The 20,916-nt window shown below is 46.3% G+C and carries 16 protein-coding genes and 1 pseudogene; 14 read left to right on the top strand and 3 right to left on the bottom strand.

Features of this window, described 5'->3' with window-relative positions; translation table 11 throughout:
- The first annotated feature begins 233 nt into the window (after positions 1 to 233).
- The 7 genes from AACX68_RS18570 (at position 234) to AACX68_RS18540 (ending at position 7,735) form a co-directional block, all read left to right on the top strand.
- A complete protein-coding gene (locus AACX68_RS18570) occupies positions 234 to 2,015 on the top strand; it encodes a type VI secretion system baseplate subunit TssF (RefSeq protein WP_228860087.1) in 1,782 nt (593 codons plus the stop codon).
- Positions 2,016 to 2,060: 45 nt separating this feature from the next.
- Complete coding sequence (locus AACX68_RS18565) at positions 2,061 to 4,073, top strand: type VI secretion system Vgr family protein (protein WP_228860086.1); 2,013 nt, start codon at positions 2,061 to 2,063, stop codon at positions 4,071 to 4,073.
- Positions 4,074 to 4,075: 2 nt separating this feature from the next.
- A complete protein-coding gene (locus AACX68_RS18560) occupies positions 4,076 to 4,564 on the top strand; it encodes a DUF4123 domain-containing protein (RefSeq protein WP_228860085.1) in 489 nt (162 codons plus the stop codon).
- A 5-nt stretch (positions 4,565 to 4,569) separates the two neighbouring features.
- Positions 4,570 to 5,952, top strand: a complete 1,383-nt coding sequence (locus AACX68_RS18555; protein WP_228860084.1) for a hypothetical protein — start codon at positions 4,570 to 4,572, stop codon at positions 5,950 to 5,952.
- Positions 5,953 to 6,029: 77 nt separating this feature from the next.
- Positions 6,030 to 6,578, top strand: coding sequence for a hypothetical protein (locus tag AACX68_RS18550; protein ID WP_228860083.1), 549 nt, complete (start codon positions 6,030 to 6,032; stop codon positions 6,576 to 6,578).
- 100 nt (positions 6,579 to 6,678) lie between these two features.
- Positions 6,679 to 7,434: a hypothetical protein gene (locus AACX68_RS18545; RefSeq protein WP_228860082.1), complete on the top strand. Its 756-nt coding sequence runs from the start codon at positions 6,679 to 6,681 to the stop codon at positions 7,432 to 7,434.
- Positions 7,435 to 7,471: 37 nt separating this feature from the next.
- Positions 7,472 to 7,735 carry a PAAR domain-containing protein gene (locus AACX68_RS18540; RefSeq protein ID WP_074025298.1) on the top strand — a complete coding sequence of 88 codons (264 nt, stop codon included), beginning with the start codon at positions 7,472 to 7,474 and terminating at the stop codon, positions 7,733 to 7,735.
- A 445-nt stretch (positions 7,736 to 8,180) separates the two neighbouring features.
- On the opposite strand, the gene AACX68_RS18535 is transcribed toward AACX68_RS18540, so the two are convergent.
- From AACX68_RS18535 to AACX68_RS18525, 3 genes are all read right to left on the bottom strand, one after another.
- Positions 8,181 to 10,955 (bottom strand): DUF927 domain-containing protein, encoded by a 2,775-nt coding sequence (locus AACX68_RS18535; RefSeq protein WP_228860081.1) that lies wholly within the window; start codon positions 10,953 to 10,955, stop codon positions 8,181 to 8,183.
- A 107-nt stretch (positions 10,956 to 11,062) separates the two neighbouring features.
- The gene (locus AACX68_RS18530) at positions 11,063 to 11,269 is read right to left on the bottom strand and encodes a helix-turn-helix transcriptional regulator (RefSeq protein WP_099125542.1); all 207 of its coding nucleotides are present in this window, start codon (positions 11,267 to 11,269) and stop codon (positions 11,063 to 11,065) included.
- Between the two features lie 138 nt (positions 11,270 to 11,407).
- A complete protein-coding gene (locus AACX68_RS18525) occupies positions 11,408 to 12,679 on the bottom strand; it encodes a tyrosine-type recombinase/integrase (protein ID WP_228860080.1) in 1,272 nt (423 codons plus the stop codon).
- Positions 12,680 to 12,859: 180 nt separating this feature from the next.
- On the opposite strand from AACX68_RS18525, the pseudogene tssI reads away from it, so the two are divergent.
- The 7 genes and pseudogenes from tssI to AACX68_RS18490 all read left to right on the top strand — a co-directional run.
- Positions 12,860 to 14,272 (top strand): annotated as a pseudogene (tssI, locus tag AACX68_RS18520) (type VI secretion system tip protein TssI/VgrG); the annotation flags it as partial.
- A 43-nt stretch (positions 14,273 to 14,315) separates the two neighbouring features.
- A complete protein-coding gene (locus tag AACX68_RS18515) occupies positions 14,316 to 14,771 on the top strand; it encodes a DcrB-related protein (RefSeq protein ID WP_228860079.1) in 456 nt (151 codons plus the stop codon).
- Between the two features lie 14 nt (positions 14,772 to 14,785).
- Complete coding sequence (locus AACX68_RS18510; protein WP_228860078.1) at positions 14,786 to 16,741, top strand: PAAR domain-containing protein; 1,956 nt, start codon at positions 14,786 to 14,788, stop codon at positions 16,739 to 16,741.
- Positions 16,742 to 16,753: 12 nt separating this feature from the next.
- A complete protein-coding gene (locus tag AACX68_RS18505) occupies positions 16,754 to 19,336 on the top strand; it encodes an RHS repeat-associated core domain-containing protein (RefSeq protein WP_228860077.1) in 2,583 nt (860 codons plus the stop codon).
- A 5-nt stretch (positions 19,337 to 19,341) separates the two neighbouring features.
- Positions 19,342 to 19,629, top strand: coding sequence for a hypothetical protein (locus tag AACX68_RS18500; protein ID WP_099125539.1), 288 nt, complete (start codon positions 19,342 to 19,344; stop codon positions 19,627 to 19,629).
- 205 nt (positions 19,630 to 19,834) lie between these two features.
- Positions 19,835 to 20,044 (top strand): hypothetical protein, encoded by a 210-nt coding sequence (locus tag AACX68_RS18495; protein ID WP_228860076.1) that lies wholly within the window; start codon positions 19,835 to 19,837, stop codon positions 20,042 to 20,044.
- The gene (locus AACX68_RS18490) at positions 20,044 to 20,706 is read left to right on the top strand and encodes an Imm43 family immunity protein (RefSeq protein ID WP_228860075.1); all 663 of its coding nucleotides are present in this window, start codon (positions 20,044 to 20,046) and stop codon (positions 20,704 to 20,706) included. Before AACX68_RS18495 ends, AACX68_RS18490 begins: the two co-directional genes overlap by 1 nt.
- The last annotated feature ends 210 nt before the right edge of the window (positions 20,707 to 20,916 follow it).

Below are 20,916 nucleotides of genomic sequence, written 5' to 3'. Positions count from 1 at the left end.
TGCTTTCCCACACGTTGGGTATTTTTGCTAATTTTAAACAAGGTAAAAGTCAACGCGACTGGCTTCAACAATCCAACGTTATAGGATGTTAAAGTCGAGCATCGCGTTAATTTAATTAACGTAAAATTCCATATAATAGCCAATTTAATCCTGATTTCTTTATCATTTATAAACATTTTCAATTAAATGCCGATAGATGATTCATTTGAGTCTCCGTGCAAGGAAAAAGCAACGTGAAAAATCAGAAGGAGTCTTTGTACCAACAAGAGTTGGCCTACTTGCGCGAAAAGATGAAGTTAGCTGCCACCGAAAACCCGCAGTTAGCCGAGTTTCTGGAGCATCCCAATGATCCTGATATCCAGCGTCTGTTGGAAGGTTTTGCGCTGCTGTCTTCAAATTTGCGCAGCACTGTCGAAGACAGCCTGCCAGAAGTTACTCATGAAATGCTGGCGCGCATCTGGCCTCACACCTTACGCCCCGTGCCCCCGACCACGATCATCCAATTTACCCCCCATCAGGGTGTTCATCAGGGAACGGCTGATATCCCGCAAAACGTACCAGTGACTGCCACTGTCGGGGAACAACATTTCCCGTTTAACACCTGCCGTTCCTTACATATTGAACCTGTGGTGGTACGGGATAAACAAATCCGAAAGACCCGTGAATACAGTGATATTGTGCTGACGCTGCATCAGACGGGTAACACTGTGTCGGGCTGGTCAGGCGGAAAGCTGTCTTTCTTTATGGGCACCGATAACAACCGGGCCGCCCAGTTAAGCCTGTGGCTGGATATGCATATCGATGAGGTCTACTGGCGCACGGCTGAGGGCAAAATCAGGCTCAGGCACAGTGATTTTCTGGGCTGGCCGGAGAATTTACAGCAACCCTTGTTACCTACTGACGACCTGCCTATTGCCCGATTACAACAGATGACTGAGTATTACTGCCTGCCGCATGTGTTCAGTTTCATGACGTTAAATATCAATGAGTCACGCGAGTTGCCGTTAAACCCGGATGGCACCGGTGAACTGGTTATCCGCCTGCACGGGGAGTTGCCCATTGAGGCGCTGGGCGATGCCTTCCAGTTGGGGTGTGTCCCGGCGGTGCATCTGGTGCCAATGGTCAGTCCGCCAGTTTCATTGTTACCGGAGATACCGTGTTATCCGCTGCCATTGGCTGAAACAGAACGGCTTTTCCGTGTGGACAGTATCCAGACGGCGAAACAACCCGGCGAGAAAGTCACTCCAGACAGCGCTCCGCGTGGCAAGCCCTGCCATTTCGTACCAATTGACCAGTTTCACGCCAAGAGTGACTGGCTGCTGGAGGCCGGTGAACCCGGTAACGTCTATTTTCAGGCGCTGATAACCGATGATTTGCTGGGACGTCTTCACAACCGGCTACACTTTTACGGGATGGACGGGAACGCAGCGGATAACCTCGCCCCCCAGACCGTCTGTGCGCACGTTATCGGCTATCATGAGCAGGCCATGCAACTGGCTGTCGGTGATATCACGCTCACACAGGGATCTGTGCCCGCCCATTTACACGCCCGCAATATCACGCCGGTTTCCCCGGATTTTCCGCCGATGGTGATGGGAAAATCAGACTGGTCACTGATTAACCTCTTAAACTGTCCACCGTTCTTGTTGTTCCATGCCGATGCCCTGAAAGATTTTCTCCGGTTGTATGATTGTTATGCCGGGCATGATCGCATCCTCAGTCGCCGGATGCAGCAGCATATCAACGGCATTATCCGGGTTGACGCCCGGTCAGGCGAGCGTCTTGACTTCACCCGGCAAGGTCTCCCCATCAATGGCAACACACTGCATCTCTACCTTGATACAGCGTGTTATGAAAATGACGGTGTGATGTATCAGTTCTGCCGGATGCTTGATCAGCTGCTGACGTGCTTTATCGTGCGGAATAATTTCATCCTGTTAAAAATTTACCGGCAGGGTGAGCAGGCCGTGTTATGGGAATTCCGGCAGCGGATTGGTTTGCGCAGTGAAATGTAACGCGATTAACGGAAACAGAAAAATCAGGAGAAATCAGGAGAAATCATGCAAAAAAGTGGATTACGTTTTCTTTGCCAAATAGGGAGTTTACCCGAAAATACCTTTGCTGTGGCGGATTTTACCCTGCGGGAAGGGCTGTCTGATCTTTTTACTCTGAACCTGACGCTGGTTCAGTCCCTGCCCGACAATCCTTTCAAACCGAAGACAGAAATCGATTTAACCGCGCAGCTGATGCAAGAAGCCGTATTACAGGTTTTTCACGGTGAAACAGAGCAACGCAAAATCACCGGCATCATTTCCCATGCCGACTGGTGCGGCACTGATGGCAACAAAACCCTGTATACCTTCACGGTACGTCCGTATCTCTGGCGGCTGACGCTCAATCAGGACAGCCATATTTATCATCGTCAGCGTGTGCCGGATATCATGGATCTGTTGCTGAAAAAACACCATGTTCAGGCAGATTCACAACTGGAAGATCCGCACCAGAGCCGGGAATATACCACCCAGAAACGGGAATCCGATTATGCGTTTTTTTGCCGGTTGGCGGCGGAAGAAGGGATCAGTTTCTGGTTTGAGGATGAAACGCTGTTTTTCAGTGACAGCCATCTGGGGATGACGGCTAACCTGCCTCTGCAATACCAGCCACAACCGGATACGGCGCACGGGCAGGATGTGATTTATCAGGTTCGTCTTGGTATCGGCATGGCGCCGAAGCGCAGTATTCATCGCGATTATAACCCGGACAGGCCGCTTTCTCAGGTGTATCAACTGGAAAGCAGCCCGGAATATCAGGCAATGGGCACACTGACACCGTATACCATTTACGAGAGCTATGGCCGTTTTCAGCAGGAGGCTGAAGGTAAACCGTTTGTAAAATACCGGCACGAAGTACTGAAAAACCAGACCCAAAGTGGCAGTGGCAACAGTAACTGTATCAAACTGATGCCGGGAAAAATCTTCGAAATTGAAAACCATCCCCATGCTCCGCTCAATACCCGCTGGCAGATTGTCGGGATCAGTCATTATGGTCGCTGCCCGCAGGCACTGGGAGACAATAGCGGCGAAGGCACAACACTGAGCAACGATTTCAGCTTTATTGATGGTTATGCTGATTGGCGACCCCCGTTTCATTACAAACCACAGGCAGACGGGGATGAAAGTGCAACTGTAGTCGGGCCGGAAGGGGAAGAAATTTTCGTCAACAAAGACGGTGCGATTAAAGTGCATTTTCACTGGAACCGTTACGATAAGGCGGATGACAGCGCCTCCTGCTGGGTGCGTGTCGCTCAGGGCTGGAACGGTCATGGCTTTGGTTTTATGGCGATACCGCGTATCGGACAGGAAGTGATAGTTTCCTATCTCAACGGCGATATTGACCGGCCGATAGTCACCGGCTGCGTCTACAATGGCCTGAACCGCCCGCCGCTGGATTTACCGGCCCAAAAAACCCGCACCACATTTAAAACGAAAACCCACAAAGGGGAAGGCTTTAACGAACTGCGCTTTGAGGATGCGAAGGGCAGTGAGGAAGTGTTTATTCATGCACAAAAAGATATGAACACGCACATTCTGAATGACGAAACCAGCAATATTAGCCATAACCGGACACACCATATTAAAAATGACGCGCATTTACGTATCGATAATGAATACCGCGTACAGGCAAACAATGATATTTCGCTGTCCACCGGGCAAAAGCTCCATATCAAGGCAGACGATGCGCTATTAACCCAAAGTGGCAATGAAATTCACCTGAGTGCCGGCGCTAAAGTTGTGATTGATGCGGGGGCTGAACTGACTATTCAGGCCGCCGGGCATTTTCTGAAAATCGACGCAGGCGGGATCACCAGCAGCGCTGTCGTTAACTTTGGTAGTGGCGCACCGGGCAATGGCTCAGGCTGGGGCGGTAAGCTACCGGATAGGCTGGATAAGCTGTCACCTATTAATGTGGCTCAGGTAGAAAAAATGGTTACCCCACCACCGGAAAAAATTTGCCTGTCCTGCTTAATGGAAGCGGCATCAACGGGTTCAGTGATGGTCATGAGAGGCGAATGATGATGACCACCTTAAAGGAAAAATGGGTAAAATATCGGGAAACTTACCCGGAAATGCAGTTATATGCGCTGGTAGACGGTTTACAGTATGAGCGGTGCTTTGACGATGAATTGACTTATCTTGAAGGTACGAATAATCCGTTGTTCCGGCAATTCCCGGATGCGGAAATTGCGTTTGCCGGACCGTGGTTGTTTGATATGAATCAGTCTCAGGCATGGGAAGAAAAATTCTTACGGCTGGAGAACGCCGCTCCCGCCGTTTCCTGGCTGTACTCAACACGGTCATTGGACACACTGACCCGCCATCTTGAATCACAGTTAACTATCCAGTTAAAAACAGGTAAAACCGCATTATTGCGTTTTTACGATCCCCGCGTTCTGCATCAAATTCCGCATATTTTTACGCCGGAACAATTAATTGAATTCACAAAAGATATTGAAGAGTGGAGTTATCAGCTTGATAACAATCATTACGTTGTGAAAGGAAAATAATAGCTATGGACAAAAACAATATTGCTTCCGTCTTCTCAGATTTGAAGAACAAAGCCTCCAAAGGTATTGAGCAGCAACAAAAAAGTAAAGTTACCCATCCAACCAGCGTGCCCAATTGTGCGGGAAAAGTGGGGGATCCGGGCGTGAAATGCAATCAAAAATTCAGTCATCAGCTAAAATTATTACCGATTGAGAATCAGGTTAACGTCAGTAATGTGCCTTATGCCTATATTTCCATTCCTGCCAGAGGATTTGGTAAAACGAATGGCAAAGGCGAAACCGACCGTATTATGACCCGCCAGCCCGAAGAAGTGACCGTATTGGTTGGTAAACTGGCTAAAAGTTACGAAAGAAGGCGTGGCAGTTTTGGTTCACTGAAAGAACTTGAAGAAAGAAAAATCAGCCTGATTACGAATATCAATGAGCCAACCACTGAGAAACAGTATATCAGCGGTTATGATTATATTACCGTGGTGGGTGCGAGAACGGCACCTCGTGACTGGCGACTGCGTGGTGGACTTGGTTTAACAAAACAGTCACTAGGAAATCAGTATCGATTTATTAATTGTGGATTACATCAATTGCAACTTTTTCCTAAAGCAAGCCAGAGCGATCATGCAGTTCAGCGTATTATGGTAGTATTTCAGCAGGGTCATACAGAAACGGATATTGATAGAATTAATAATTATACTGAAAAATTAGGTGGACGTATTATTTATGTTGGAAATGTACAGGAATTTATTGACTTCTTAAATTTGAGAAAGAAGAAAAAAAGATTAATCAAAGAAATGGTGCTTTTCTGCCATGGTATAATTAATAATGCCTCGTTTCATTATGCAGGAGATAATGAAGGTGATGGTTTATTTGGGCCAAAAGAAATCAAAAAGGTCTATGAATCGATATTTGATTTTGACGCTAAAATAATAACATATGCTTGTCGTGCAGGCATTTCAGTAAGTGGTGATGATTTGACAGGCAAGGATGCTGGTCAAGATAAAAGCCCGGCTCAACAAATGGCGAATACTTGGGATGTTGAGGTGAAAGCGTTTGAGATGCGTTCTCTTTATGACAGTGTTTATGGTACGGGAAAAGAGATTAAAGAGGCAGAAGAATATGAAAGCGTGATAAAAAAATATCAGTCTGATATTGAAGCTTATAAAAAAGAGAAGGCAAAAGGCAATGTACATGCTAAACCACCAGAAAAACCGAAAGATTATGATGTCATGAAAAATCGAAATACTGATGTGACAGTAAGAGAGTCAAATAAAAGTAAAGGTAATGGCCCAATCGCTCCGAATGGTTCTTGGCATTTACCTGGTACAGCAAGTGATCCTCTAGGGTTAAAGAGAGGGTTACAAAATTATAAACCTGTTGAGTGGAAATCATGAGGTTACATAAACGAAAATTATTTATTAGAATCATTTTTTTAATGGTTTTACTTTTACTTCTGTTAGGGTTCTATTATATGCATATGCAAAAATATCAAATGGCTGTTAATGTTTCAGTGTATGATGAAAATTCTATAGATTTCCCATCAAAAAAAGTTGTGTTTGATGCTAGCAAATGGCTTAAAGAACATCAATACATTAAAGTTAATGATTTTTTCCTGATTAATAAAAAATTCCCTCCTATTGAAGACCTAAATACTACATATATAACAACAGAATTACAGTTTGAAATTGATAAATTAGAAAGTGGTTTTCCTGAACTACGTGCATTAAAAAATATGGATGCTTTAGAATTTTCTGATTTAATGGAAAATAAAATAAACTATGAATACCTATATAGTCAATTCGACCAAAAATCATTAAAGCCAGAACAGGATATATTTCTTATCTCATTTTTATATGGTGAAAATAAATATGAAGTTGAAATGATTAGAAAAACATGTGAGGGAATATATTTGTATACATCACTTAGTGGAGTTTACAAAGAAGGCGGATGGCATGAATCTAATAGGAATTTTTTAACATATAGAGATTATCTTTCCGGAAAAATTGATTCATATAAGTAATAATTTGTAAAAACTATAGCTGCTGGGTTTTCAATATCATGAAAAATATATTTTACCAGCAACTATAGTGCTAACTATTATGATCGGAGATATCATAAAAATGACGATAGAGCTTAATGAAGAACAATGGAATATGCTAAAAAAACATTCATTCAATGCTTATATTGATGAATTGGTAGTCCATTGTAATGAATCCTATCCTTATCTTGATGTAAATTTAAGTAAGGATGGCTTAAGATCAGCACTGGAAAATGCAATAGAAAAAGCAAAAAACCAGGGTTTTGATCAACGAGGGGCTGTTCAGTTTTATATTGATATGCTTATTTTGTTTGGTACAGGATTTCAGACTGACCCGCAATATACATGGATAAAAACAAGCCTTGATAATCATGCCCATCTTGGGCAATTAGAAAAAACAAGTCTGCTTTATCATGAAATCTCTCGATATTTGAATGAAGTGCATGGTGATAAAGATGAACATCTGAAAGCCAGTATATTTAAATTTCAAAATATCAATATTGAGCACTTAAATGTTCAATGGATCACTTATGAAAGTAACGTCGATGTACTATTAAACTCTTTATTCCCGAAAAAATATCAATATATAAAACAGGATAGCATAAAAAAACTCATCCAATTTGGTATTGAAAAATCGAATCAATATGGCATAGAAAATGCCAATTACTCAGCATTTTTAACACTAATCATGTTTTTATTAGGGCATGAGTTCGAACAGGATATTTTCTTACCTCATTTAAATAAAAAATTGTTCAAACAATATTATTCTGATACTGATTCTTTAATCATGGAAATGGAAAAAACAGCCAAAGATTATCTGAAAACGTTTCTTCAATAACATCAAAATATTTTAGTCAATTGTAGGGAGAGTAAATATGCCAAGTAAAGCCGTTATCCGGTTAAACGATAAAACCGATCATGGTGGTAAAGTCATCACTGCCATTGATGGTTATGTTTATCAAGGTGTTCCTGTCGCAGGCAAAGGTGATTTAGTTGTTTGCCCGAAATGTGAAGATACATTTCCAATAGTGGAAGGAAGTGAGACTTTAAAGTATCAGAATAAACAAATCGCCTTGGAAGGAATGCGTACAGCATGTGGTGCAAAACTGATTGCCAGCCAGAAAACATTCCTTGCTTAGACACTGACGCGCTATGCTTGTCTTCTCCGTATTACCGGGCTAATACATTAACCCGGTAATACGGAGATTGGAAAAAATATAACCGTTACTATCGATTATCTTTATATAATTGCACCAATTTTCACGGGATAACGGGGTAAATGACCTATTTATTATATATTTCATTGCGTTACTCTATCCCATGTTATCCCAGCCTATCCCGTAACATCATGTCACTAATTTAAATTATTTAAAATTCAATAAATTATAACCTGCCAGAGAAAAATATTTTTCGGGATAACTTCCACTGTCACAATATCGATTTATTTGTAATCACACAATATTACGGGATAGCGCGGGATAATACGGGATAATGAAAATATTTATAACCACATGATATATATAAAAATAATCTTCTCTTATCCCAATATCCCGTTATCCCAATGTTTTTTTCTCTTACGCAAGGTTAATCCTCATCCCTGAAAATCAATACCACAAACCGTCCTTGAGTACCATTTACTGAGATGGTTTTGCTGATAAAGCGATCTTTTTCCGCTTTAACCAGCATTCCGGCCTCTTCTAAGGCTTCAAAGCCGGATTTTTTCTGTAATCCCTGCAATATTTCTGCTTCAAATACACTGGGGATAATATGGTATTCCGCCTGTCCATCATGACGGCGGTTATGCACCAGATACCCGGCAAGATCACTAATCCTCATGGCGTGTGAGGTATCAATATCCCCGTTTGGCCTGCCGTAGGTATAAGGCTGAAAGCGTGACAGCCCGTATTTTTGGATAAAGTCACGAGTTCGCGTGATCACCTGATATTTTTCCCGGTTTCCGATACCAAAGTCGGCTAACCAGTCATCGAAACTTTGTTTTATCGCAGCGTGACTCGTTTCTTTACTCCAGCCAGTGATATGGGTTGCCAGCTCTCCAACGGCATCCAGTAACGCGAAACGCACGGCAACGCGCTTGACTTGCGCTGAGGCTTCTTTTGGCAGGCCATCAAGCCATTCTTTTTCTTTACGGGCGGTCATGTCGATTGCCTGCTCCTGATACTCAGACAGCCATTGAATCCATGCCCGACCCGCTGCACCACAATAGCGTTTGGATTCCCGTTTGATGGCTCTTGCATGAGAATCACCATCCTCATAGCCATTGAAACATGCCGTATCAATAAAGGGCACACTGAGCAGCCTGACAAGCTGCCCGGCTTTTGGGGTGATCCCACCTTTTATCAGAAACGTTTCTAAATCTTCCTCGCCTGTTGAAAGAGCAGCAATCTTCCAGCGGATCACGGCACGGTTTCCGCCTTCCCGTTTTCCCTGAATTTTACCGACACCGTTAAACAGGCTATAGGCACTGTTAGCGACTTCCTTCGGATTCGAGCTTTGTCCGATTTCGTCAATGGGCATAAAGCCATCATTACGGGCTGCGGCCTCATTGTTTAAACCGTGGTGAGTACCATGCCATGATAATTTCAGTTCTTCGGGATCACCGTATAAGCTGCTGGCCGCCTCAACGGTGGTGGTTTTCCCTGCGGAGGATTGGGCGAATAAATGCACACCAAAGCAGCTCCCGCCTGTCAGTGAATTAAGTGGGGCAGACAATCCCACCAGTACGCCCAACATCATTGAGCGGTTGCCTTGCAGTAATGACGCAACGTGTGTTTTCCACTGTTCGGCGCTTCCCCTGACCACATAACCGGCAATGGCAGATGTGCCGCCACTGAACGCGACAGGCATATAAGGCTGACCGATAATCTCACCGTCCGGCATCACATAAGCCCCACAGTGCCAGCCTGCTTTCTGTGTCACAATCCACTCACGGCGATTACCGCTGCGTTGCAGATGCTCAGCTAAAACAGGCAACAGACTGTTTTTTACGGTGATGTTCATTCCTCGTGAACGCAATCTTGCCCAGCCAACCGGCATCCCGATTTCACGGCGGGGAAGTGCCTCAACGATATATTTTCCTGTGCCTTCCTGACATAGCTTAATAATGAGATAACCTTCGCTGCCATCATTGCCAATGCCAACGATTTCCATGTAATCACTCAGCCATTTTTCAACTTCGACAATTTCACCACCTTGTTCTTTCGGTTCAACCCAATAAATCCCATTCTTGCGGATATCGATATGAGGTTTTAGCGGATCGTCTTCTTTCTCTTGGTATTCATCTGAATGAGTGGTTACAGAGTTTGGCACTGCTACATTCTCTACCGCCTGATACAATCCATGACTGAATGCCTGCTTTGCGGCCTCAATACCATGCTGCTGGCGATAATCATCCCAATCGACTTTGTATTTCGTAGGTGGTAACGTAACCCAACCATTCACTGCAAGAGCCGCTTTTTCTGCTGAAATCTTGCCGATATTTACCTTTGGTCTGCCGTTTTTATCCAATTCGTCGGGATGATGCCAGTCATTATCTGCTGCCAGAATAATTTTCGTGTCCGGCCAACGCTCCCTAACGGCTTTAGCGATAGAAAGCAAATTGCCTGCATCCAGCGCCGCCAGAGCAGGGCCTTTATAGAGTTGGTTAACCGTCAGTGCCGTGGCGTAACCTTCGGTAATGATGACCGTGTTGAAGTGTGCTTCCAGTGCTGATACGGCAATAAACGCCCCTTTCTTCTGGCTGCCGGACAGTAATTTTTTCTCACCATTGGGTTTGATGATCTGCGCACCAGTGATTTTTTTATCCAGTGTTGTTAGTGCCAACACTACCGAATTATCAGGCAACAACTGCTGATTAGGGCAGTGCAGCCCTTTTGCGATCAAATAGGGAGATTGTCCGGCGACAGTCTGCTTCATCAGTACCTCGACGCTTTCGGCAATGGGTTGTGTTGGATAGAGGTTTTCTTTGGCAGGCTTGGGTTCGGGCAGAGGCAATGCCAACGAGCAAGCAATGATTTTCGCCGCCTCAGTGATCGAAATCCCTTTAGTTTTTGCTACTAAATCCAGTCCATCGCCATAGTTCGGGGCGTCACACTGGCGGCAATGCCAGTTGCCATGATGGTGATCATCGATAAAGTGGAAACGGTTAGTACCGCCGCAGACAGGGCAAGCACCGTGCTTACCTTTTGCCGGGATTTCAATGCCGCAAGCTGGCAACAAATTTTGCCAAGAATACATGGCAGAAATTTTCACGGTCTGGATCAAGTCAAGCGGTTTTTGATTGCTTGATTTTTTTGGGGCTGTAAATTCAGGGCGAGTTTGGGTATGCTGTGTATCAGCCATCATTTTTACCTTGCTTAATGGTTGTTGGTGAAACGCCTCAGATGTGTGCCATCACACTGGGGCGTTGTGTTTTATATTCTGTTTCTTATGTCATAGTCTTTTCTGTGTTATGCCGTTCGTGATTCTGCAATCCGCTGTGCAATCCAATTATCAATTTCTGCTTCAATAAAGGCCACGGAACGTGGGCCAATTTTAACTTGCTGTGGAAATGCGCCGTCACTAATCAGTTTGTAGATCCACGCTTTGCTGTAACCCGTTTTGCGTTGCACTTCTGGCAGACGAATCAGGTTGGTTTTTAATGCTGCCATTGTCATATTCATTCTCCTGTTATCGAGTCCCTGAGCGCTCACCGTGGACGTTGTTTGATGACAGGCGGATTATTTAAAAACCAAACTAAATGAACAGTGTTAAGTAGTTACCCCTCGATGAAAATTAACAGGTTGCAAATTGTACTAATGGTTTTTTCGGTCACGTAGCGGTTTAGCAAAATCATACGGAGTAATGAATTTTTCCCGGTTCGCATCCAGATAATCTGCCCACCACTGCATCATCAGCCGCCGTTCATCCAGATGTTTAGACGTGTGGATATACGCTGCCCTAACGCTGTTTCGTTCGATATGGCTGAGCTGCCGCTCGATGGCGTCATCACTCCAAAGACCTGATTCCCCCATTGCCCCGCGTGCCATTGTGCGGAATCCGTGTCCACATATTTCGGTTTTAGTGTCGTAGCCTATATTGCGTAAAATTCTGTTAACCGTTGTTGCATCTATAACTTTCGTGGAATAGTGAGCGCCGGGGAACATCACATCACCGTTACCGCTCAGTTTGTGCAGGGTTTTGATCAGCCGAACCGCCTGATGGCTTAACGGCACGATGTGATCATTTTTCATTTTCATGCCCCGTTCAGAGAATTTAACGCCTTCAATGGTTTTTCTTGTGGCAGGAATTTTCCACACGGCATTTTCAAGATCGATTTCCTGCCAGCGGGCGAATCTTAATTCGCTGATGCGGACAAATGTTAATAGTGTCAGCTCGACGGCTATTTTGAATATTAAGCGTCCACGGTAGGCGGATAAGCGTCTCAGGAAATCAGGTAAATCTTCGTGGGGCAGAGCCGGGCGGTGGTGACATTTTGCTGTAGTCAGTGCGCCTGCCATGTCGTTAGCCGGATTGTATTCCAAAATGTCATTCTGGACGGCGTAGCGCATAATCGCAGTGATGCGTTGGCATAAACGCTGGGCAATTTCATGTTTACCCTGTTCATCAATGGCTTTGATCGGAGCTAACAGTTGGCTGGTGCGTAATGTGGTAATATCACGTGCGCCAATGCAGGGGAAAATATATTTTTCAAGGCTACGTAATATTGTCTGGCGGTAATTTTCATCCCAACGCTTATTACTGGCATGCCAAACACGGGCGACCTGTTCAAAGGTGTTCACTTTGGCCGGAGAAGATGTACTTTTTTTCTCTGCTTTAGGGTCAATGCCCTGTGCCATTAGCTTTTTAGCTGCATCGCGTTTAGCACGAGCTTCGGCTAATGACACGGCTGGGTAGACACCAAACGCCATCCGGTCTTCTTTTTTATCTTTGGGGCGATGGTACTTCATGCGCCAATATTTAGATCCGCGTGGCGTGATCTCCAGATAGAGGCCTCCACCATCGGCAAGTTTGTAGGTTTTTTCTTTGGATTTTGCAGTTTCGACTTGTCGTGCGTTTAGTTTCATTATTAGGGCATCTCTATAATCGAATAGTCATCATCAAATGGTAAGTGCCCCAGATTATGCCCCTCACTGCATCTTGATTGCAACAGACAAAACTAGACGTAAAAATAATATATCACACTGATTTTGTTGTAGTTTATAAAAATTATTTTACTTAGCTAGACCTCACTGGAAGTTAACATGGTTCCAATATCAGAAAGTGACTTTGCCTTCCTGCAACGCCTGACCGCAGAAGAGGGTATTTTCTACTTTTTTGAATGCGGCAACGGGCGCAATACGCTGGTGTTTGCCGATGATGCCGGCTCTGTCCCACCGGGTATCGGGCTGCCCTACCAGCCGGGTGACACCAGTACGCTGAGCGAGCCGGCAGTGAGCCACCTGACACACCGGGCACAGGTCCGCCCGGCTCAGGTGCAGCTCAAAGACTACACCTTCAAAAATCCGGCGTGGCCGGCCGAATTCAGCCAGCAGATGAAGGAAGACACGCTCCAGCAATTGTATTACGAACATTACGACTATCCGGGGCGTTTTAAGGATGAGGCACACGGTAAGGATTTTACCCGCTACCGTCTGGAGGGACTTCGCAACAATGCCGTGACAGGACAAGGCCGTGGTCATGCAATTGCGATCCAGCCGGGGCGGTTATTCACCCTATACAACCACCCGCGTGAAGACCTGAACCAATCCTGGCAGGTGGTGGGGGCGAGTCATGCCGGCAGCCAGCCTCAGGCACTCGAAACCGCCAACAGCGGCACAGGAACCACCCTGAACAGTCAGTTCCACTTTATCCGCCATAACCAGCACTGGCGCCCGGCACCGTTGCCAAAGCCGGTGATTGACGGCCCACAGATTGCCAAAGTCGTGGGACCTGCCGGGGAAGAAATCTTCTGTGACCAGTACGGGCGTATCCGCCTCCAGTTCCCGTGGGATCGCTACGGCAAGAGTGATGACCAGAGTTCCTGCTGGATCCGGGTCACCCAGCCGTGGGCCGGTCAGGGCTGGGGGATGCTCGCTATCCCGCATATCGGGCAGGAAGTGGTGGTGGATTTTCTGCACGGCGACCCTGACCAACCCATCGTCACCGGGCGCACCTACCATGCCAGCAATATCCCGCCGGGCGGATTGCCGGGCAGCAAAACCCAGATGGCCTTTCGCTCCAAAACCCACAAAGGCGAAGGTTACAACGAACTGTTGTTTGAAGATGCGAAAGGCAGCGAGCGACTGGCCCTGCATGCGCAGAAGGATATGAGCACGCTGGTGAAAAATGACCAGAGCCTGGTCGTGGAAGCCGGTAACCGGAGCCTGCTCATCCAGACGGGGGATGAACATAAAACCGCCCAGCAAGGTAACCTGACCGAGACCATCTGCCAGAAACGCAGTACACAAGCCAATATGGTGCAGGTGAAAGCCACCGCAGGCAAAGCCGGGGCGGGGACGCAATTGTATGAAGCCGAGGATGATATCACGCTGAAAGTCGGCAGCGGCACCATCCAAATGACGAAAACCAACATTAAAATTTCGTTCGGGGGCGCCAGTATTGAGCTGAATGACAGCGGGGTCACCGTATTAGGCGGTCAGGTTAACATCAACAAATAACGCATTTTGATTTTTAACTTGCAGAAAGTAAAAAGGAACTTCCATGAACAACCAACTTGATCTCGCGCCTTTCCACTTCAATCAGGGCACGATTATGCTGCCCGCCAGCTGGCAGGATGCCAGTATTCTGGTCTTGAACAGTACCGATGAAAAAAATGGCACCAGTTTCACCATTTCCCGTGACAATCTGCCGTGGGGGCTGGCATTCAGTCAGTTTGCCGAACGGGAAATGACCGCCATCAGCAAGCAACTGAAAGATTATGAAGCGATAACCCATGAATCCGGTGAACTGAACGGTTTTGAGACCGAGATTTTCGAATTTCGCTGGCGTGCCCCAAGTGGTCCGGTACATCAATTAATGATGTTGTTGAATACCCCAAAACAGGTGCTGATTTTCACCGGCACCTGTCAGGGGGAGATGACCGCAGCACAACGGGAACAGATGCAGACCATGATGGCAACGTTCCGGTTACGCGATGAACTGAAGGATAACGCCTGACAGGGAGGTGTAACATGAGTGTTTCACAGAATGTGATGATGGGCGCAGCGGCGGCAGGGCGCCCTTCTCCCTTGCCTGCCACACACAATCATCCCTCGCCTTCAAAGGGCGGCAAATCTGCGCCAGTCCCGCCACGGACAGAAAAATCCACGTCTGACCGGGCACTGGAATTTTTACAAAGCGATACCTTCGCCAATGCCACGCTGGCAACCAGTGCCACCTATGCGGTGGCAACGGGTGCGGCGGCCCCTTTTGCGGTCGGATTAGCCGCCGGTGCAATCGGTGGGGCAGCGGGGATGTATGTCGGGGATAAAGTCGGTCACGCTATCGCCAAAGGCATGGGGATGAGCACCGTCGCAACCGAAGGTGAAAATCCGGCCAGAGAAGGCGATGCCATTGCCCACCAGAATAAAAATACCGGGCTATGGGGCGCGCTGGGTGGGGTTTTACTGGGTGCGGTTGCGGCAGTGGCGGTGGGTGCTCTGGTGGTGGCTACAGGAGGCGCGGCACTGGTTGTGGTTGCGGCGGCCGCGGCGGCCGGCGGGTTTGTCGGTGGTGCCTGTGCAGGGATTGGTGCCGCCATCGGGCAATATGGCAGTAATAAAGGCACCATTGCGAAAGGATCACCCAATGTGTTCTTTGAGGGTAAACCGGTCGCGCGGAAAGGCGACCCGGTGGTGTGCAGTGACCATCCTCCCGGTGTGGTTGCTGAAGGCGCCAAGACTGTGTTTGCCAACGGCAGGCCAATTGCCCGGCTGGGGCATCGCACCACCTGTGACGCCAATATCAACAGTGCCGCGGGATCCATTTCTGTTACCCAGGAAACGGGCGAGGCGCTCCCTATTTTGCAGGAAAGCAATAAAGCCTTGCAGTGGGCGGTGGTCATTGCCGGATTATTACCGTTTCCACGCAATAAAAAAGGCGTCACAAAATCGGATAAGCCGAAAGCCTCCACGCAGAAAAAAAGTAAAAAGCCGAACGACAACGATACCTGTAGTGACCCGGTCGACATGGCCACCGGGGATTTTCTGCAACAGTGGCCGATGCTCTCCCTGCCCGGCACCCTGCCGCTGTCACTGACCCGCACTTACCGTTCAACCGAAAATTTTGCCGGCCTGTTCGGTCCTAAGTGGTCTGATGACTGGTCACAACACCTGAAACGGGAGGGGGAAGCCACCCATTTTACCGATGCGGATGGGGTGGTTTACACCTTCCATACGCCGGATGACAACGTGTTCTCGGTTAACCTGCATGCCGGGCATTATCTGCTGTTTGGCTCTTTAACGGGCGGTTTGCACCTGTTTGATCGTCAGACCCAATTAACGCGGAGTTTTGAACAGCCGGCAGGCGATAAACGGTTATTGTCTGCGATCCGTGACCGTCACCATAACCACATCACCTTCCATTATGATGATCCCTTCGGGGAGCAACAATACCGGCTGTCACAGGTTATCCATTCCGATGGTTATCGCTTATTACTGGACTACGACCAGAACCGGCTGGCTTCTATTGAGTACCTGACGGAAGCACTGCGCCAGACACTGGTCACCTGTCAGTACAACGCTCAACATTATCTGTCAGAATGCCATTCGTTTCAGTTCAGTCACCTGTGGCACGAATACGATCCCCGTGGCGCGATGACCCGCTGGCATGATACGGATTCAACGGATGTCACGATGGGGTATGACAACCGGGGGCGGGTAGTCTCGGTCAGCACTCCACAAGGCTACTGGCAGGATCGTTTTTTGTATGATGATGTCAACCAAGTCACCACTTATCTGGATGCGGAAGGCGGGTGTACCCGCTATTGGTACAATGAAGAAGGCCAGATTACCCGCAAAGTTGACCCGCTGGGGCGGGAAACCGTGCTGGAGTGGGATCTGAGCCATCAACTGTCAGAGACCGACCCTCTGGGCAGAAAAATGCAGTTTGAATATACGCCTTACGGGGAACTGATCCAACTGATATAGCCTTCCGGTGAAGTGTTTGTCTACGATTATGATGAATACGGTCAACTGGTGCAGGCCAAACTGCCGGATGGCAAAAAATGGCTTTTTCACTACAGCGACCAGGGCGCACTGGATGCCGTGACCGATCCGCAAGGGCGATTGGAAGAATACCGTTACAACCAGCATGGTGAAATCCTCAGACGGATCCTGCCGGATGGGACCCAGTGGCGTTATGAATATGAACAGCACCGGCTTCATGGTGTTCTGGCGCCCAATGGTTACACCACCCGCTATGAGCAGGATGGGCTGGGGCGGCTGCGGAGTATGACCGATGCGCTGGGCCAGCAAACCCGTTATCAGCACTGTGCATTCCATGCCAGTCCGGAAAGCAGCGTCACAGAAATTGAATTGCCGGACGGGGTAAAACAGCATATCGACTATGATAATGAGCGCCGGGTCACTGCGATCACCGACGGTGAGGGAAATATCACCCGTTATACTTATGGCGCCTTTGACCTGCTGACTCAACTCACCCGCCCGGATGGGACCGTCCTGCATTTTGGTTATGACCGCTTAATTCGCCTGAACAGCGTAACGATGGCTACCGGTGAAACGTATCGCTATGAGCGGGATTTAGCCGGGCAGATTATCCGTGAAACCGATTTCACGGGACGGACAGTCGAATATACCTACGACCGGGCAGGTCGCCGAACCCTGACACGCTATCCCAACGGTCAGTTCATCCGTTTTTGTTACACTGCCAAAGACCAAATTCAGCGGCAGGAGTACTGGCAAACGGGAAAATTACTCTGTGAATTACAGGCCGTGACTGAATATACCTATGATGCTCAGGACAGAATGATCTGTGCCACCTCAGCGGATGCGGTGGTGGAGTTTGTGTATGACGATGCAGGGCGTGTGATTGGTGAACGATTGAATGGTCGGGAAATCAGTCATAAATGGGATGACCTCAACGACCAACCGATAGCAGAAATTCTGGACGAGGATACGCTGCATTTTGGTTATGATCGGATGGGTGCCCTCAATCACTTCCAGTTCAATCAACACAGTCCTCTATCTTTGCAGCATAACCCGCTGGGACAGGAAACGGTGCGGGAAACTGCCCTAGGTTTTATCCTCGCCAGCCGCTACACCGCGACAGGTTTACTGGCACATCAGTCAGCCGGACGGACAACCTCTCTGTTCCGGGAAACCCTGCAACAAAACGATCCCCATTTTCCGCCACAAGCCACGGCAGTCAACCGTAGCTGGCAATATGACCGGGCGTACAACCTCCGGGTGATTGATGATGGCCGCTGGGGACAGACCCGTTACCGCTACAATACCAACGGTCAGATAACCCAGACCCGGTATCAGGGCGCGCGCCCGTATGAAGAGCAGTTCAGTTATGATGCCAATGGCAACTTAAGCCAGCATATTCCAACAGATGCTCACGGCGCAATCACCCACATCACGCAACGACAGAAAGCCGGTCGTGTCGTGCAGCACGGCAATATTCGCTACCGTTATGACACTAACGGGCGGCTTATTGAAAAAACCGAGCAACTTGACGGTTTCCGGCCACAAGTGTGGCGCTACCGCTGGGATGTGCTGAATCAACTGACGCAATGTGAAACCCCGGACGGCTCGCGTTGGCATTATCGCTATGATGCTTTCGGGAGAAGAATTCGTAAACTGAAAGTACACGATGGAAAACTGGCTGCAGCCAATTTACAGCGCTGGCTCAATGGCAAGCCGGATCTCAGTGTTAAACCCAACACGATTATGGGGCAGGATTATCTGTGGAGCGGTGACCAGCTTATCGAAGAAACGCCCCTGTATGCCGATGGGACCCCCGCAGCCGAGCAGCGCATCCGCTGGCTCTACGAACCGGGCACTCTGACACCGTCAGCACGTTTTGAATGCGGCAAGCTACACTATATTGTCAGTGATCATCAGGGCACACCGCGCGAGATGTTGAACGAAGAAGGCGGACTGGTCTGGGCACAGCGGCTGACCACGTGGGGTAAGGCGGAACGTTCCCAAGTCATCGCTTCCAATGATGCAGATTATCACGTCAGCTGTAATCTACGGTTCATGGGGCAGTACGAAGATGAGGAAAGTGGATTATACTATAACCGCTTTCGGTATTATGATCGGGATACAGGACAGTACCTGACACCAGATCCACTGAATCTCGAAGGTGGCTTGAATCCTTATGGCTATGTACATAATCCATTGTCTTGGGTTGATCCATTCGGGTTGGAGGCTTGTCCTAAGAAAATAGACCAGTTACGAAATGGCCCACAGAAAACAGTTGTAACAGTAAAAACTAAAAAAGAAGCCGATGAGCTAATAAAAACGGCTTTCCCAGATGCACAAAAAGTTAGAGGTATAGGTTCTCAGGATGCCCAAGGGATCAGGAAAAAGAATAAGATGGATCAATTTAAGAAAAAGGACGGTAAGGTCAGGTATAGAAAAGATTATACGATAGACTCAAAAACTGGACGAGTTTATGGTCATGATGATCCAAAGGGAACTGGGCATGGGAAATTACCCCATATCAATATCAAACGTTCAGATGGAACAATGGTGAGAATTGATATAACTGGTTAAAAAATATGGAAAATATTATTAATGCTATTAATCGAGGTAAAGTTCGTGGTTACTCAGAAAGTAAACAGATTGAAGACGAAACTTATCTTTTTGAATATGCTATAAAGAAAAACAATGGTCAGTATTTAGCTTATATTTTTTCTATTGATGAGTCTAAAATGGATGTTTATGAAGATTATGCTATTGAAGAAATACAGAATTTTCAGTCAGTTGATGAAGCTCTGAGATATTTAGAATCTAAAGGTGCTGACATTCAAAAATTAAAAGGGATCAAGAGGGTTCTTCCATTTTAACTTAAACCGAACTTATCGCAGTTAACTGAATAAAAGCCGGAAAGATCCAATAATCTTCCGGCTTTTTCCCTTTTAAGAGCCGCTCATTTCCTGTTCTTAGTTACTTTTATAGTCGCCAATCAGTTCACGCATTCGCAGCTTAATATCACTGAGCTGATCTTGCTGACGCTGGTACTGTTGCCTGATGCTCTAGGTACCGCCTTGAATGGTGCAGATTATCAGTAATCATAATACATATTCTGGACAGGTAGATGCTAAGATTGTAGCAATAAAAGCTGCATATGAGCACCAAGATGAAAATCAAAGAATCACTGAACGAGAAGCAAGGGATAGAATAAGAAAAGTTCAAATGGAGATGAAAAATAGGATTTGGTCAGGAAATGTCCCTACTAATACATGCAAGAGATTAAATTAATGAATTACTATGTGTTAATGAATGATTATAAATCTTCTCTCATTCCACGGTATCTTCATGCTATTGTCGATACAAATAAGCAAGTGAATAAAAATTGGGATTATGAAGGTTCAAAGCATTCCTTTCCCTATTATATGAAAGACCCTAAATGCCCTAATGAGTTGTTTTTATTGTGCGGCCATAATATCGGTGATTTGAAATTCAATTACTATAAAGATGGACATGGTCATATCATGTCAGATTCATTTCTTGAACTTTTAACATCTTTCAGAATAACTGATTTTTTTCATAAGAAATTATTAGCAACCGCTATTAACAATGGTGAAATCATCAGGAATGACATGAATTATATGTATCTTACACAAAAGGATAACCTCCTTGATTTAGAAAAGTCGGAATTAGAAGAAGATAGATTTGGTTCTTTAATGCCACACAAGCTAGTTTTTAATGAAAATGTATTAAATTATGATGTTTTCTCTATAGATAGAACTTTATTATCCGGTTATATTTTTCTTTCTGAGATAGCAGCTGAAAAACTCAAAAAAGAAAGAATAGCAGGGTTAAAATTAATAAAGTCAGATGATGCATTTAAAGAATATGATATAGATTATGGGTATGATATTGGAAGTAGTAGAAAAAGAGTAAAAAGGAAATTACCATGAATGCCAGTACATTACAGAATTTAATGTAGTTAGAGTTAGTAACTAAGTCAGAATGATATTTTTATCTTCTGGCTTTAATCAATATGATTAAGAGTGTATTCAGCAGTATTTATTATTCCAAAACCAATATAAAAGAACAATAAATATTAATCACACAATCAAGAATCTATAAGTAACCCAAATTTTAGTTTTTGAACAGCCATATAAAGC

The organism is Xenorhabdus sp. PB61.4 (assembly GCF_963894935.1).
GTDB lineage: Bacteria > Pseudomonadota > Gammaproteobacteria > Enterobacterales > Enterobacteriaceae > Xenorhabdus > Xenorhabdus stockiae.
Note: the sequence above shows the minus strand (reverse complement) of the source record. Positions and strands in the feature narration are given on the sequence as shown.